The 15565-nt window shown below is 45.7% G+C and carries 18 protein-coding genes and 1 other RNA gene; all 19 read right to left on the bottom strand.

All coding sequences use genetic code 11. The annotated features are described in order from the left end of the window. Nucleotides 1–25 precede the first annotated feature (25 nt). Nucleotides 26–1966 carry an ATP-dependent zinc metalloprotease FtsH gene (gene ftsH / locus ACZ1GZ_RS17945; protein WP_472666249.1) on the bottom strand — a complete coding sequence of 647 codons (1941 nt, stop codon included), beginning with the start codon at nucleotides 1964–1966 and terminating at the stop codon, nucleotides 26–28. Between the two features lie 126 nt (nucleotides 1967–2092). Continuing rightward, entirely contained in the window at nucleotides 2093–3379 is a 1287-nt protein-coding gene (gene tilS / locus ACZ1GZ_RS17950) for a tRNA lysidine(34) synthetase TilS (RefSeq protein WP_472666251.1), read from the bottom strand. Beyond that, nucleotides 3354–4163, bottom strand: coding sequence for a tol-pal system protein YbgF (gene ybgF, locus ACZ1GZ_RS17955; RefSeq protein WP_472666253.1), 810 nt, complete (start codon nucleotides 4161–4163; stop codon nucleotides 3354–3356). The genes tilS and ybgF overlap by 26 nt, the downstream gene beginning before the upstream one ends. A 90-nt stretch (nucleotides 4164–4253) precedes the next feature. Then, nucleotides 4254–4685 carry a DUF1801 domain-containing protein gene (locus tag ACZ1GZ_RS17960; protein WP_472666254.1) on the bottom strand — a complete coding sequence of 144 codons (432 nt, stop codon included), beginning with the start codon at nucleotides 4683–4685 and terminating at the stop codon, nucleotides 4254–4256. A gap of 63 nt (nucleotides 4686–4748) precedes the next feature. After that, entirely contained in the window at nucleotides 4749–5255 is a 507-nt protein-coding gene (gene pal / locus ACZ1GZ_RS17965; protein ID WP_472666256.1) for a peptidoglycan-associated lipoprotein Pal, read from the bottom strand. Nucleotides 5256–5404: 149 nt separating this feature from the next. Continuing rightward, complete coding sequence (gene tolB, locus ACZ1GZ_RS17970) at nucleotides 5405–6688, bottom strand: Tol-Pal system beta propeller repeat protein TolB (protein ID WP_472668351.1); 1284 nt, start codon at nucleotides 6686–6688, stop codon at nucleotides 5405–5407. A 76-nt stretch (nucleotides 6689–6764) separates the two neighbouring features. Next, complete coding sequence (locus tag ACZ1GZ_RS17975) at nucleotides 6765–7826, bottom strand: cell envelope integrity TolA family protein (RefSeq protein WP_472666258.1); 1062 nt, start codon at nucleotides 7824–7826, stop codon at nucleotides 6765–6767. Nucleotides 7827–7829: 3 nt separating this feature from the next. Beyond that, a complete protein-coding gene (tolR, locus tag ACZ1GZ_RS17980; RefSeq protein WP_472666260.1) occupies nucleotides 7830–8279 on the bottom strand; it encodes a protein TolR in 450 nt (149 codons plus the stop codon). Between the two features lie 3 nt (nucleotides 8280–8282). Next, on the bottom strand, nucleotides 8283–9059 hold the full coding sequence (tolQ, locus tag ACZ1GZ_RS17985; protein ID WP_472666262.1) for a protein TolQ: 777 nt from the start codon (nucleotides 9057–9059) through the stop codon (nucleotides 8283–8285). 241 nt (nucleotides 9060–9300) lie between these two features. Beyond that, nucleotides 9301–9723: a tol-pal system-associated acyl-CoA thioesterase gene (ybgC, locus tag ACZ1GZ_RS17990; protein WP_472666264.1), complete on the bottom strand. Its 423-nt coding sequence runs from the start codon at nucleotides 9721–9723 to the stop codon at nucleotides 9301–9303. A gap of 6 nt (nucleotides 9724–9729) precedes the next feature. Continuing rightward, the gene (ruvB, locus tag ACZ1GZ_RS17995) at nucleotides 9730–10770 is read right to left on the bottom strand and encodes a Holliday junction branch migration DNA helicase RuvB (protein WP_472666266.1); all 1041 of its coding nucleotides are present in this window, start codon (nucleotides 10768–10770) and stop codon (nucleotides 9730–9732) included. A gap of 24 nt (nucleotides 10771–10794) precedes the next feature. After that, a complete protein-coding gene (gene ruvA, locus ACZ1GZ_RS18000) occupies nucleotides 10795–11412 on the bottom strand; it encodes a Holliday junction branch migration protein RuvA (protein ID WP_472666268.1) in 618 nt (205 codons plus the stop codon). Nucleotides 11413–11414: 2 nt separating this feature from the next. Then, nucleotides 11415–11921, bottom strand: coding sequence for a crossover junction endodeoxyribonuclease RuvC (gene ruvC / locus ACZ1GZ_RS18005; protein ID WP_472666270.1), 507 nt, complete (start codon nucleotides 11919–11921; stop codon nucleotides 11415–11417). Nucleotides 11922–12197: 276 nt separating this feature from the next. Then, nucleotides 12198–12941, bottom strand: a complete 744-nt coding sequence (locus ACZ1GZ_RS18010) for a YebC/PmpR family DNA-binding transcriptional regulator (RefSeq protein WP_472666272.1) — start codon at nucleotides 12939–12941, stop codon at nucleotides 12198–12200. A gap of 112 nt (nucleotides 12942–13053) precedes the next feature. Next, the gene (locus ACZ1GZ_RS18015; protein WP_472666274.1) at nucleotides 13054–13875 is read right to left on the bottom strand and encodes a TIGR00282 family metallophosphoesterase; all 822 of its coding nucleotides are present in this window, start codon (nucleotides 13873–13875) and stop codon (nucleotides 13054–13056) included. A gap of 17 nt (nucleotides 13876–13892) precedes the next feature. Beyond that, nucleotides 13893–14468 carry a 5-formyltetrahydrofolate cyclo-ligase gene (locus ACZ1GZ_RS18020; protein ID WP_472666276.1) on the bottom strand — a complete coding sequence of 192 codons (576 nt, stop codon included), beginning with the start codon at nucleotides 14466–14468 and terminating at the stop codon, nucleotides 13893–13895. A 36-nt stretch (nucleotides 14469–14504) separates the two neighbouring features. Then, nucleotides 14505–14663, bottom strand: a non-coding RNA gene (gene ssrS / locus ACZ1GZ_RS18025) — 6S RNA. Nucleotides 14664–14765: 102 nt separating this feature from the next. Then, nucleotides 14766–15128 carry a cell division protein ZapA gene (locus ACZ1GZ_RS18030; protein ID WP_472666278.1) on the bottom strand — a complete coding sequence of 121 codons (363 nt, stop codon included), beginning with the start codon at nucleotides 15126–15128 and terminating at the stop codon, nucleotides 14766–14768. 10 nt (nucleotides 15129–15138) lie between these two features. Further along, nucleotides 15139–15417, bottom strand: coding sequence for a DUF4164 domain-containing protein (locus tag ACZ1GZ_RS18035; RefSeq protein ID WP_472666280.1), 279 nt, complete (start codon nucleotides 15415–15417; stop codon nucleotides 15139–15141). Nucleotides 15418–15565: the final 148 nt, after the last annotated feature.

The following is a 15565-nucleotide window of genomic DNA, read 5'->3' on the forward strand; positions in this document are numbered from 1 at the left end:
GCCCTTTTTCGTAAGATTTTTGTGTCTACTCCGGAGTAGGCTCTGGATCAGAATCAGGCTCTTCCCCACCAGACTTCTTAGGCTTTTCAGCTTTAGCCCCAGCAGATGGTACCGCACTACCGCGACTTGGTGGTGTATCATCACCCATATCACGTGCTGGCTTTTCACCCTTAATGATCGAAGCAATCTCATCACCGCTGAGCGTTTCATATTCCAGCAAGCCTTCAGCGATAGCCACAAATTCATCTTTTTTCGTTTTGATGATTTCGTGTGCAGTTGCTGTAGCTTCATCAATCAAACGGTGAACTTCAGCATCAATTTTCTTGGCCGTCTCTTCAGACATATTTTGCGATTGTGCCACAGAATGACCCAAGAATACTTCCTGCTGATTTTCACCATAAGCTACTTGACCCAGCTCATCAGAAAAGCCCCACTGCGTGACCATCGCGCGAGCAAGTTTTGTTGCTTGTTCGATATCAGATGAAGCACCTGATGTGATGTTTTCTTTGCCGAACGTCACTTCTTCAGCAACACGTCCACCCATCATAATAGCAAGACGTGAGATCATCCATTTATAACTCATGGAATAACGATCAGCTTCTGGTAATTGCATCACCATACCAAGCGCACGTCCGCGCGGAATAATCGTTGCTTTGTGAACTGGGTCCGCAGCAGGTACATGCAATGCTAGGATTGCGTGACCAGCTTCATGATATGCAGTGAGCTTTTTCTCATCCTCAGTCATGGCTGTTGAACGACGCTCAGCACCCATCATGACCTTATCTTTCGCATCTTCAAACTCTTGCATGGTCACAAGACGTTTGTTGCGACGTGCAGCCATAAGCGCACTTTCGTTCACAAGGTTCATAAGGTCGGCACCAGAAAATCCAGGCGTACCACGTGCGATAACTTTCAGATCAACATTTGGCGCTAAAGGCACATTGCGCACGTGAACTTTCAAAATCTGCTCACGACCGCTCAAATCTGGATTAGGCACAACAACCTGACGGTCAAAACGACCCGGGCGCAGCAAGGCTGGATCAAGAACATCTGGACGGTTAGTCGCTGCGATCAAAATGATGCTTTCATTGGCTTCAAAGCCATCCATCTCAACAAGCAATTGGTTCAATGTTTGCTCACGCTCGTCATTACCGCCGCCAAGACCTGCACCACGATGTCGACCAACAGCATCAATCTCATCGATAAAGATGATACAAGGTGAATTTTTCTTCGCCTGCTCAAACATGTCACGCACACGAGATGCACCAACACCCACAAACATTTCCACAAAGTCAGAACCTGAGATTGTATAGAAAGGCACATTAGCTTCACCAGCAACAGAACGCGCAAGAAGCGTTTTACCAGTACCTGGAGGTCCAACAAGAAGTACACCACGAGGAATACGGCCGCCTAAGCGTTGAAACTTTTGAGGGTCACGTAAGAATTCCACGATCTCTTCAAGATCTTCTTTGGCTTCATCAACACCAGCGACATCTTCAAATGTAATCTTGCCCTGAGCTTCGTTGAGCAACTTTGCCTTGGATTTACCAAAGCCCATCGCTCCGCGAGAACCACCTTGCATTTGTCGCATGAAGAAAATCCACACACCCAAAATCACAAGAATTGGCAACCAGGAAATAAAATAGCCCAAGAAGCTATTTGACCCATCTGACTCAGGCTGAGCATTGATGGTTACATTGTTTGCTTCCAAACGCTGAACCAGGTCATTATCTCCCGGAGAATAAGTCTGAAATTTACCACCAGAACCGCTATAAGATCCATAAATCTGATTTCCAGATATGGTCACCTCATTAATCTGTCCGGCATCCACATCCTGCAGGAATTGTGAATAGGCTATTTTTGTCCCGCTCGCACTATCAGTAGGGCTTTGGAACATATTAAACAGAGCAATCAACAAAAGCGCTATGATTGCCCATAAAGCAAAATTACGAAAATTAGGGTTCATCGATATCCCCGACACCATTTCGGCACACAATTGTGCCCTCTGGTAACATCATATAGGGAGCTTCTTCGCAATTGCCAAGTCGGTGCGACACAAGATATCAGCCTGAATTGGCATTAATTCACCTCATTACACTTGAATTTGCACTTTAGCGTTATCATACGGCATTAAAATCTTGCTTCGACCAATGAGTAGGGCCAAAGAATTGGCCAATTCTAGATCAAATTCTGGCAGAACCTGATCATATTTATTAATGACGGGTTTAACGCTCAAAAAATCACACGTAAACGCTGAAATAATTTCAGAACAATTTTGTTGTTTAACCACCGGTGGGCAACCAGATTGATCCCCATCATGGGAGATCGTAATCCTTTGATCGCGGCTATTGTTCTTTATCAAGAACCGTCCGTCCCAATTCATCTGTTCACCAGGTTTGAGAGCACAATCTTCAAATCCTCGATTTTCCCTAAACAAGCACAAGCGATCTTCAAATTTATCTAAAATAACGCGGCCCATGGTCATACGAGCATTTTCTTGAGATAGCGCAAAATCATAAAGCGATTTAACATCCTGCCCACTTATCGAGCGCACGCGTCCACCAATTAAATGAACAAGTGCTTCAAGCACTTTTTCTAAAACGAGCTGATCATGATCTGTAATTCTAAGGTCAAAGACCAAATTGTCCTCAGTGCTACAAAATTCATAAAGATAGGAAGCCGCGTCGTGTGACAAGGATTTACGATTTGCAGCATGGTCTGCAATATCGCGCAAATCAAAATCATAATCGGCTTGATGACGTACACGCACACGTTCAAATGTTTCATCTAAATTTGATGGATCTTCCATCCACTTCAACGAAGATCGTTTTAGGTGATCTTTGAGCTGCTGTTTTCCAACCGTTAAATATGGTCTTAGCACCCACATATTATTAAAAAACAATGCCGCTGATGCCATTCCAGACAAGCCGGTTCCATCGCCATTTTTGTCGCGCTGCATACGCATATATACCGTTTCAAACTGGTCATCTAAATTATGTCCGGTTAACAACCCAACGGCGCCGATGCGATCACACGCTTGATTTAGGAGCTGATAGCGTGCCCATCTTGCAGCGTTTTGTAGACCTGTCTTCGGCTTCTCCCCATCCCAAATCAAAATTTGATGCTCGATATTTCTGTTTTTACAAAAATCGGCAACGAATTGCGCTTCTTGTTTAGCTTCTTTTCGCAAACCATGATCAACGGTAAAACAATACAGCTTTCTGTTTTGAACATTAGCCTTTGCCAGTAAATCCAAAACAGCCATAGAATCGCTCCCACCAGAAACGGCAATTGCGAGCGGCCCATCTTTTAATATTGTGAGAAAATTATCCGTTAACTTGAATAAGTCAGGATCAGCATTGTGCGCGAGATTGTTCACTGGCGACTTTATCTTTAATGGCTTTTGAGGCGGCAGGATATCTCACACCGACTTCTTTATATGTGGCACAAGCAGTTTCACGATTATCCAATGCAACGAGTGACATGCCGAGTTTAAGCAACGTATCTGGAGCTTTATTCGCATCGGGATATGCTTTATGCGCATCTAAAAACGTACGTGCAGCATCCTTAAAAGCACCTTGCGAATAATAAGCTTCACCTAACCAGAAATATGCATCTGAGACCTGCACTTCGTCTGGATACTGATTGATATAAGTTTGGAATGTGGACGCAGCATCAGCATAATCACCCGCTAGAATTTGCGAATAACCCTGCTTGTAGAGCTCTCCGGCTGCAACATCACCAACCGAGCCGACAGTTACACCTTCAACCAGATTACCATTTGAATCGAATTCCGGTGTGCCAAGTGTAATCGTAGCAGTGTCTTCAGAATTTATCCTCGGGGTTTTAGGCGCAAGGTTTGATTGATCAGAACCGCGCGCATTTTCTAAATCCTGAAAACGGAATTCATTATCTTGCTGCATTTGCCGCATTTGTTCTTGCATTTGCAACATTTGAAATCCGAGTTCTTCAAGGCGACCTGTTAACTGGCGCACTTGCTCTTCAAGTTGGCCAATCCGCAGTGATGGATCCTGAACTTGAACCTTTACAATCGGCAAAGGAGGTTCTGGTGATTGAATTTGTCCAAACAAGTTTTGCGCGTTTGCAACGCCAATAGTTAATGTCAAATAAGATAGCACGGCATAACGCAATAATTTTGCCATTAGATTGCTCCCACATAATAAATCAAAAGCTGATTTAGCAGACGACTTTTTATTCCCATTTCCCCGATGTAAACAAATGAGGAATTTATATCAATGATATTTGTCTCTCATAAGCGCACAAGACCTTGCAATAAGCTCTTCAAGCACAGAAATATCTATATCAGAAAGTTTGTTGATATAAAGGCAAGAAGCGCCCATTTTATGCTTTCCAAGCTTGCTAAACAGCAGATCTTGCTCATCAAACCCGTCATCGACATAACAACCCATTAAATAAATAACCTGATGCGCCTTTCGCGGAGAAAAACCAGTGAGCATCCACTCTCCTTCGCGCCCGGATTTATATTTATAGCGATATTGACCATATCCAATGATACTCTCACCCCACATAACGGGATCATAACCTGATGTTTGTTTAAACAGATCGGCGAGAACAAGTGCATCTTCTCTTCGGCGCTTATTTTCGACAGCATTAATAAAGTCGGCAACCGAAGCATCAGTCGGTTTGGTTTTAGCATCGGACATTGTTTCCTCCAGACATAAAAAAGGCAGCCATTGGCTGCCTGATTTTACTATATTTCAAAACGTCTAGCTACCTACACCGCCAAGCAGAGTGACCGCACGTCTGTTTTGTGACCAGCATGAAATATCATCGCACACAGCAACAGGGCGTTCTTTACCGAATGACAAAGTTTTAACACGGGAAGCGGCAAGACCGCGTGAAATCAAATACTCACGTGTCGCAGCCGCGCGTCTTGCACCCAATGCAAGGTTATATTCACGTGTGCCGCGCTCATCAGCATGACCTTCAATTGTTACAACACGGTTTGGATATTGGTTGAGCCATTGAACTTGCTTTGTCAAAATCGCAGCAGCATCAGGTCTGATAACAGCTGAGTCTGTGTTGAAGAAAATCTTATCGCCAACATTTTGCGTAAAGTCTTGCTGCGAACCTGGAACCGCACCATTAGCTGTTAGACCTAAATCAGCAGCATTGTTTGGCAATGTTTTTTTCGACGCACAGCCTGCCAGCGTTAAAACCAAAAACAATGCAACGATTGCTCTATTCCGAGATAAAAACCCGATACCGCTCATTGTCGGTCTCCTTCATGAATTTACAGTTGACAAATTCTAACCACTCTCGGTTAATTCGCCCTCAACGAACAGGGTTAATAAAACCTTATTTACCCGTAAAAAGCCCGCAATTGTGGTTGTTTGATGGCTCAATTGTGGCCATCTTTTGACTATTCGAGCAATGGTGACCAAGCAGGGTCAGATGCAAAGTTTGGTGTGGCGATACGCTGCTCGTTATATCCGGTCAAATCGATGCTTGTGAGTTGTGGACCACCCGCACCAGCTGGCTGACGGAAGAACATCAAGACACGGCCGTTTGGTGCCCAAGTTGGTCCTTCGTTGTGAAAACCGGTTGTCAAAATCCGTTCGCGAGAGCCGTCCGTTTTCATCACTCCGATTGAAAACTTGCCACCCGCACGCTTGGTAAATGCAATCAGATCGCCACGCGGTGACCAAACAGGTGTAGAATAAGAACCGCTGCCAAATGAAATCCGGCGCTGATTGCCCCCACCAGCATCCATGACATAAAGTTGCTGACGCCCGCCGCGATCAGATTCAAAAACAATCTGCGAACCATCAGGTGAATAAGATGGCGATGTATCAATAGCGGCAGTGTTTGTTAAACGCGTCGTCTGACGAGAACGCAAATCCATTGTATAAATATTAGCATTACCGCCCTCTTGAAGGCTCATGATCACCTTTTGACCATCAGGTGAAAACCTTGGAGAAAAGGTCATGCCAGGGAAATTGCCAACGAGTTCACGCTGCCCCGTTTCAAGTTGCAACAAATAAACGCGTGGCTGACCACCCTCAAACGACATATAGGTGATCTCTTGCTTACTCGGTGAAAACCGCGGCGTTAGCACAAGGTCATTGCCATTTGTGAGCGTTTTCATATTCGCGCCATCTTGATCCATAATGGCAAGCTGCTTCACACGATTGGTTTTTGGCCCGCTTTCAGAAACAAACACGACACGAGTATCGAAATAGCCTTTTTCACCTGTTAAACGCTCATAAATCGCATCAGCCACAATATGCGCAAGGCGACGCCAGTTCTCGGATTTCGCAAACAGTCTTTGGCCTGTAAGCTGCTGACCCGCAAACACATCCCATAAACGATATTCTACTTTCAAACGTCCATCTGCTTCGCGAGACACAAGCCCCGTGACCAGCGCTTGTGCATTAATAACCTGCCAATCAGAAAACCGCGGTGTCGCATTCGGATCAGTGATTTTTTGAATAAAGGCTGCTTTTTTAACAGGACTAAATAGTCCTGAGCGTGCAAGGTCAGCCTCAATCACATCGCTAATCTGTTTGCCAACTGGATCAGAGGAGATGAAGTCTATGATCGCAATCGGCAAAGGCTCGATATTTGCCTGATTAATATCAATTTCAACAACAGCCCAACTTGGCTTGATACTGCCCAATACCACCACGACCATAAGCATCGTCATCAGCTTAAATGCGTCAAAGGTTTTATTTATCAAGTACATAAACTTTATCCTGTTGTTATAATAATTGGCCATATTGTTAAAATAGTTGGCTTGGATCAAAATTCACAATGACCTGCGACCAGGTATCATATTTATCCGCGGGGAGTTCAAAAGGTTGCGCTCGCAACACAGCACGACGGGCACTGCCCGCAAGTGTTTGGCGTGTTGATTGAGAACCACCCGTTGCGCTGACATCCGGTTGACCCACAATATTTCCAGAGCGATCAAGCTGCATGGAAACGGTGATGCGAATATCACCACCATCAGCGAGACCTGGGATGATATTCCAAAAACGCTGGATCTGACCGCGCAATGCATCCATCTCGCTTTGCGATAATTTAGCTGCAGGCGACGAAGTTTGCGCGCCAAGTCCAGCTTGCTGCTGAGACGTTTTAGCGCCACCACCTTGCGCATCTTGTTTATTCAGCAATGAAGCGATCTCATCTGAATTGAAATCGCTCTCGCGTTGTGAACTGGATGCACTTTGTGTGGCTTCAACTTTTTTACGATCGGGTGTTTTAGCCGTTTTTGCTGGCGCAACATCATCTCTGAACACCGGAACAGGACCTGTTTTTGGCAATGCAACTGGCTGTTCGGCAATTGGTTCGGCTGTATTGATCGCGTCTTTAACAGGGTCTGATAATGCAGGTGCTGCTGGCTCTGGTAGAGCTGCGATTTCAGTTGCAGGCGCACTTGGTCTTTCAGGCTCCGGCTTAACTTCTTTAACAGGTTCAGGTTTTGCTTCAGGCTCTGGCGCAGGCTTTGGCTGGTCTTCAGATTTCGGCGGCGCTTTAGACACAATTTCTGTCTGGCTTGGCACGGGCACATCCAAGCTCTTTAAATCAACTTCGTTCTCGCCTGCGTTTTGCGCGTCTTCAACCTTCACCTGGCTCTCAGTTGGTGTTGGTGCGGGCTTAATTTTCGCATCCGCATCTTTCTCACCTTCAACCACCCGGGTTAGATCTTCAATCGGAACAATTGATACAGGTACAGCCTCAACATCAGCCACTTCAAGCGTTTGGGGTGCACTAAAAGATACCAGCGCCCATCCAAGGAGCCCAGCATGCACAACAGATGAAATGGAAAGGCTTAGCTGCATGGCTTAACCGTCCTGCTCCTGCTGAGTAACCAAACCAAGATTTTTAAACCCAGCAGCAGAAATGCGCGCCATGACTTTCATCACAGTGCCATAATCAGCATTTGCATCACCGCGCACATAAATGCGTTCGCTAAAACCGGTTGTTGAAATCGCTTCCAGTTTTGGCACAACTTCATTCAATGCAATCTCTGTTTCTTGTAAGAAAATACCACCTTCAGAATTAACCGACACGGTTATCGGCTGCGTATCAGAGTTCAAGGCTTTAGCTTCTGTTTCAGGCAGATCAATTGGCACCCCAACGGTCAACAAAGGTGCTGCCACCATGAAGATAATCAAAAGCACCAACATAACGTCCACAAAAGGCGTTACGTTGATCTCACTCATCGGCTGCATTTTGCGTCCGCGCCGGCGAGAGGATTGACGACCAGAGGTGCCTTGCATACTCATTCCCATAACTTACATCCCTGTCGATTGAGCATGTGGGTGAACATTTTGGCGCACAGGCTGTTGCTGGGCTTGCTGCTGGTTTTGCATTTGCTGGCGCTCATCGAGTTGGCGAGACAGGATGCCGGAGAATTCATCTGCAAATCCCTCCATGCGCCCGCTAAGTTTTGCAGCATCAGCTGAGAATTTATTATATGCAATCACTGCAGGAATAGCGGCGAGCAGACCAATAGCGGTCGCGAGCAAAGCCTCGGCAATACCCGGAGCGACAACAGCAAGGTTGGTTGATTTTGATCCAGCAATCGCCTGGAATGATGTCATAATACCGATAACCGTACCAAACAGACCAATAAACGGCGCTGCGGATCCGATTGTGGCGAGCCACCCAAGCCGCGCTTCCAAAGCATCAGATTCACGGGACAATGATACATCCATTGCTTTATCAATTCGCATTTGTAATCCCATTGGAGATTTAGCGCCCCGCTCAAAGGATTTTTTCCACTCCTGCATGGCCGCTAAAAAGATAGAACTCATGCCTGTATTCTTTTTGCGATCTGACAAGGAACGATACAACTCTTCAAGAGATTGTCCTGACCAGAACAAATCCTCAAAACGATCAAGTTGTCGTTTGAACTTATTATAAGCCATTACCTTATCGACAATGATTGCCCACGTCCAAATAGATGCAGCGACCAATCCGATCATCACCAGCTTAACAATAAGTCCGGCTTCCAGAAATAATGACAGCAGCGTAACTTCTGACGTTGCGGCCAACCCAACCTGTTCCATATCAAGTCCCTTTAAAACAGTCTCATGTGAGCTTGGGCACTCGGTCTTCCAATAACAAAATGGCCCCAGAGTGATCATAAAAGCTCAACTTCAGCTTCTTGTGTCGAAAAATTGCGTTTAAAGTTTGGCGCAATTCCCAACAACCTAAAAATCCCGCTCACTAGGCCATAATTATGGTTAATGAAGGGTTAGGATTCGATGATTTGGGGGTTATGTTCACGTGAAATTGAATGAAAACGGCTCAAAGAAGAGATTCTGGAAGGCGGCGTGGGCGCCCAAGGCCGTTGACACAGGCAACTGTCACTTGTGCTTCAATCAGTAATTCTTCACCACGATGGATCTTTTGCGATAAAACCATACGTGCGCCTTTTGCACGCAAGGGCTCTGAGGTAATGGTTAAAACGTCATCCATGCGCGCAGGTCTGCGATAATCGATCTCAATACGGCCAACCATGAAAGCGATAGCGTCCGCTGGATTATCTGTTGCGTGGCTTTCGCTTTGGATCAGCCCCTTACAACGAATAAACTCCGTTCTGGCACGCTCCATAAAATGCAAATAGCGCGCGTGATATACAGCACCTGAAAAATCTGTATCTTCATAATAAACGCGTTGAACAAGACGGTGACCGTTTTCAGTGAGTTCACCAGAAAAGTGCTCTGACATATCAATTTAATCCTCGTCTTGGAAAAGGCTCGTTTGTTGTGCGTCAAAATCTTTTGGTGGATTAAGCCCCAAATGTTTCCATGCATTTGCAGTTAACACCCGGCCACGCGGCGTGCGCTGAATAAAGCCCTGCTGAATAAGATAAGGCTCGATAATATCTTCAATCGCATCGCGCGGTTCGGATAAGCCCGCTGCAATTGTTTCAATACCAACTGGCCCACCACCAAAATTACTGGCAATCATCGTCAAATATCGGCGATCAAGTTGATCAAGCCCAACGGCATCAACTGATAAACGCGTTAATGCATTGTCGGCAATTTCTTTGGTAACAGCATCAGCCTTTGCAACTTCGGCAAAGTCTCGTACACGGCGCAACAAACGTCCAGCAATACGAGGTGTACCGCGTGCGCGACGGGCAATTTCTTCAGCGCCTTCATCAGTCATATTTAAACCCATGATCCGAGCGCCACGGCGAACAATCGCTTCCAATTCTTTAACTGTATAAAACTGCAATCGCACCGGAATACCAAAACGGTCACGCAACGGATTAGTCAGCAAACCAAGACGCGTTGTTGCTGCAACGAGCGTGAATTTCGCCAGATCAATTTTCACAGATCTAGCAGCTGGCCCCTCACCGATGATCAAATCGAGCTGAAAATCTTCCATTGCAGGATATAAAATCTCTTCAACAGCTGGATTTAACCGATGGATCTCATCGATGAACAACACATCACGCTCTTCAAGATTGGTCAGAAGTGCTGCTAAATCACCCGCTTTTGCAATCACAGGACCCGATGTTGATCTGAAATTGACCCCAAGTTCTTTGGCCATGATTTGTGACAAAGTTGTTTTACCCAATCCGGGAGGACCAACAAAAAGCACATGATCGAGCGCTTCACCGCGATTTTTCGCAGCTTCAATAAAGATCTTCAAATTCGCACGTGCTTCCGCCTGCCCGGTAAAATCATCAAGGGATTGCGGGCGCAAATTGGCTTCTAGGTCTTCGCCGCGCTTTTCAGGATCAAGAATTGGATTTTGTTCGCTCATGACTACTTACTCGCACGGGACACGTTATTTGGCTAGTTCTTTCAGACCCAAACGAATGAGTTTTGCACTATCTGCATCCTCACCTGCATCGCGGACGGCTGCGCCAACCGCGCTCGCTGCCTGCTCTCGCGAGTAGCCCAGATTGCAAAGCGCAGAAACCGCGTCTGCCACAGGCGCAGAAGCTACCCCTTCACCAATTTCTTGTTTAAGGCCCATATCCGGCGCGTCGATACCACCAAGCGCAGGCGCTTTATTTTTCAGCTCAGTCACAATGCGTTGTGCCACTTTTGGCCCAATTCCGGGCGCCCGCGCGACCATGGCTTTGTCCTGCAACGCAATTGCATTAGCCAGATCTGATGCTGATAAAGTTGATAAAATCGCCAAAGCCACTTTAGCGCCAACACCCTGAACGCTTTGTAATAATCGAAACCACTCGCGCTCTATTTCGGTTTTAAACCCAAACAATTTGAGCTGGTCTTCACGCACATAGGTTTCTATGTACAAAACAACAGCTTCGCCTTGCGACCCAACAGCGCCAAGTGTGCGGGATGAGCAAAAAGCGACGTAACAAACGCCGTGCACATCAACCAAAATATGGTCACCAGCAATCTCGTCTATGGTTCCTTTAAGTTTGCCAATCATATCTACATCGCCGCTAATTTGTGAGTTAATGCGGTGCGATTATGAGCATGACAAATTGCAATTGCCAAGGCATCTGCTGCATCATCGCTTTTAAATTCTGCTTTTGGCATCAAGACTTTCACCATCATATGGATTTGTTTTTTATCGCCGTGCCCAACACCAATCACGGACTTTTTCACAGCATTAGGCGCATATTCTGAAACGCGCAATCCCGCACGGGCCGGAACCAGCATGGCAACTCCGCGAGCTTGGCCAAGCTTTAGCGTTGATGTTGGATTGACATTAACAAAGGTGTTTTCAACCGCCGCCTCAAATGGCTGGTGGCTATGGATGATTTCTTCCAACCCATCGTGCAATTGGCAAAGTCTGGAAGCTAGATCCATTTTCGCATCTGAATGCACAACACCTGAAGCTACAAACCGCAGCGAATTGCCTAAAGAATCGATAATCCCCCAGCCGGTATTTCGTAAACCCGGATCAATCCCAATAATTCGAATCGCTTTGCTCATGTCATCACCTTATGTTCTATTTTCCGTAACATCTACGAAAAACGTGAACAAAACAAAAACAAAACACATGTTTTTAAAGGATATTGCTTTGGATGCCGTCTGAAACGCATTTCGCTTTGAAGCGAAGATGCTTCATCAACTAAAACAAACAACGCCTTTTTAGAGAAAACAACAATAGATGCCGCGAGAAACGCATTACAAGCACGCTCAAAGGTGCTTCATGAAAAAAGCCGAGCGATTGCCCGGCCTTTAAAAAATCAAATATTGTGTAGGAACTTATGAAAGTTCAGCCATCACTTCGTCTGAAATGTCGAAGTTTGAATAAACGTTTTGAACGTCATCATCATCATCTAGAACATCCATAAAGCGTAAAACTTGTTCAGCTTTTTCTTTATCAATTGGCGTTTCGTTCTGTGGCTTCCAAATTGGTTTAACGGTTTTTGGCTCGCCCAAAGCTGCTTCAAGTGCAGACGACACATCGCCAATATCTTCAAAAGCGCAATAAATTGTGTGGCCTTCTTCGTCGGTTACAACGTCATCCGCACCAGCTTCGATGCCAGCTTCCATCACAGCGTCTTCATCACCCACTTCAAGCGGATATGTGATTTCGCCAACGCGATCAAACATGAACCCGACAGAACCTGTCTCACCAAGCGCGCCGCCAGACTTTGTAAAGGCTGTACGCACGTTTGATGCAGTTCTGTTGCGGTTGTCAGTCAGTGCTTCAACGATAACTGCGATACCACCAGGGCCATAACCCTCGTAGCGCACTTCATCATAATTCTCACCATCTTTATCCGCAGCTTTATTAATCGCACGCGTGATGTTGTCTTTTGGCATAGACTGAGATTTGGCGTTTTGCACAGCAAGGCGAAGACGCGGGTTCATTGCAGGATCAGGCGCACCCATTTTCGCTGCAACCGTGATCTCACGTGCAAGCTTTGAGAACATTTTAGAACGCACTGCATCCTGACGTCCTTTACGGTGTTGAATATTCTTAAACTTGGAATGGCCTGCCATGGTATCCTCTTATCGCAATAATCGATGTTCTTAATTATCGTGCCTTATAAAAACAATCAGCACGTCCGTCTAGTGTCTGCGCACCCGTTGCGGCCAACTTGAACGCAAACAACTACCAAAAATACGGAATATTTTCTTCTAATCGTGCACCCAACCGAAGCGGTGCAATTTTTTCGGTTAACCCGGTTCTGTCTGAAACTTCCACTGAAACGCCGCAAATTGTTGCGGGTCCTTTGGCAATTTCCATACGACCACGCGGAATTTTTGTCACAAAACGATTGATCAACTCTTCCTTTTCCATACCAAGGGAAGAATTGTAATCGCCACACATCCCAGCGTCTGACATATAGCCAGTGCCAGCATCTAAGATTTGGTAATCAGCTGTCGGCATATGAGTATGCGTGCCCACAACAAGGCTTGCTCGTCCATCAACAAAATGCCCAAAGCACTGCTTTTCGCTGGTTGCTTCCGCATGAAAGTCAATCACAACGGCATCGGCGACTTCACCCATTGGGCAAGATCCTAATACTTCCTCAGCGCAGGCAAAAGGATCATCAAGATCAGGATGCATATAAACGCGACCCATTATATTGGAAACAAGAATTCTTGCACCATTGCGCGCTTCATAAAGATAAGCGCCTTTTCCTGGCGTCCCTTTTGGGTAATTTGCCGGTCGCAGGAAATTATCATGGCGCTCGCAAAAACTGAGCGCTTCTTTTTGTGCCCAAACATGATTGCCTGTGGTCACCACATCGGCGCCCGCATCAATTGTTTTGGTAAAAATCTCTTCTGTTATACCAAATCCGTGGGCTGCGTTTTCACCGTTTACAATCACAAAATCGAGATTGTAGTCGCTACGCAGACCAGGCAGACGATCCCAGACCGCATCGCGCCCTGTTGAGCCGACCATATCACCTAAAAAAAGTATCTTCATGGCGCTTCTATATGGGGCTAATCAGCTATAATCAAGCCATCCTCGGTCAAAATCATATCCAGCGGAATATCATGGTCTTCACACGGAACGTGGTCCACTTGCTGACAGGAAAATGCCACACCTATCAACAATGGCGTTTTATCTGCATCCAATAATTTTGCAATTGCACGATCATAAAACCCAGCGCCATATCCAATACGACCACCCGTTTCATCAAATGCTGAAAGCGGAACCAGCATCACATCTGGATCAACGGTTTGAGATGCAGCTGAAGGTGCCACCGTGCCAAATCCATTATCAACAAGCTCAGTCTTTTTGTCATAGGCGCGAAACTCGATGTTCTCTTTGTCCAACATAAACGGCAAACATACATCTCTCTGCTGCACCCAAAGCTCATTAATTAGAGCGTTCAAATCCACTTCGGATTTAATGGGTAGAAATGCAGATGTGATAACGTTTGGTGCGATATCCAATTCAAAAAATGTGTTTTTGATCTGATCCGAAAACTCTAAACGTTCAACTTCGCTTAAACGATCCCTTCGCGCCAACGCTTGTTTACGAATGTCTGTTTTGAGGGATTTGATATCGGCCATGTTTTCTCATTTAACAAATACGAAAAGGAAAGAAATGTGCGATCCGCATGCAGTCGATAGACGTGTTGAAATCCTAGGAACCTACAATGTAGGTGGGTGCCGTATGCCAAAGCCCACGGGCTAAGACAGGGATAGCTCCCTTAGAATTCAGTAAGGCCCGAGGAATTGTAGTCCTGTCGTAAAGAGCAGATCGCAGCTAAGATATAGTGCGGGAAAGCAGTGATTGCCAACCCATTTATCTAATTATTACCAATATCCTTGGAAAAAGCTTTTTTATGAGCATGCTGACAGTCCAAATTAGTTACTGTCATTGAGCTTTTGAGCAATGCTGGAAATTTGAGCCGCCACACCACCTAATGCTTTTGCCATATCTTCGTCTGTGCGCTCAGCATCTTGAAGCACTTTATCTCGCGTTGACTTGACCATATCCAATTCGGACTGCGTACCTTTAAGCTTGCCTTGAACTTCGCTCAACTCGTCCATAACCATAATGCCAGCCATGACAGTTAAACGTAAATCGCCAATCTCACCGAATTGCGAACGCAAATGTGTCACATAGCGATCAAACTTGGAGGCAAGCTCATTAAGATGATCTTCCTGCCCTTCCTCACATGCCATGCGATAGGACTTACCATCAATATTAACGGTGACTTGAGCCATTTATTATATTTTATCCTCGGTCCAAAACCGCGCGAATGGTTTCCATAGCAGTCACAAGACGGCGCGATACCTCTCGATTAGCTTCTTCCAACTTATTCGCTCTATGTTCGGCCTGATCCAACTCTTCAGCAAGTCTTGTACGATCCACAAGCATGGATTTAAGCTCTTCGCTGGATTGCACAGCCTCTTTTTGGTTTTCAATTCGCTGCCCCACCGCATTTTCTAAAGAATTTACAGCGTTCACTAATTGATCCAAAGCAGATTTAACTGTCACATCATCAGGCTTCATTGAACAAAGGCTCCTGTCACTCAAACGAATCAAGCTTTAAGAAAATCGCACCTAAGAACATTTTCATAAGCGTTGCACAGCGTCAACAAGACCACCTATAATCGACTTTGCAATACACATCAAATCACCTATTTGCTCTGTTTTTCTG

It is taken from the genome of Lentilitoribacter sp. JB5-8, assembly GCF_055693385.1.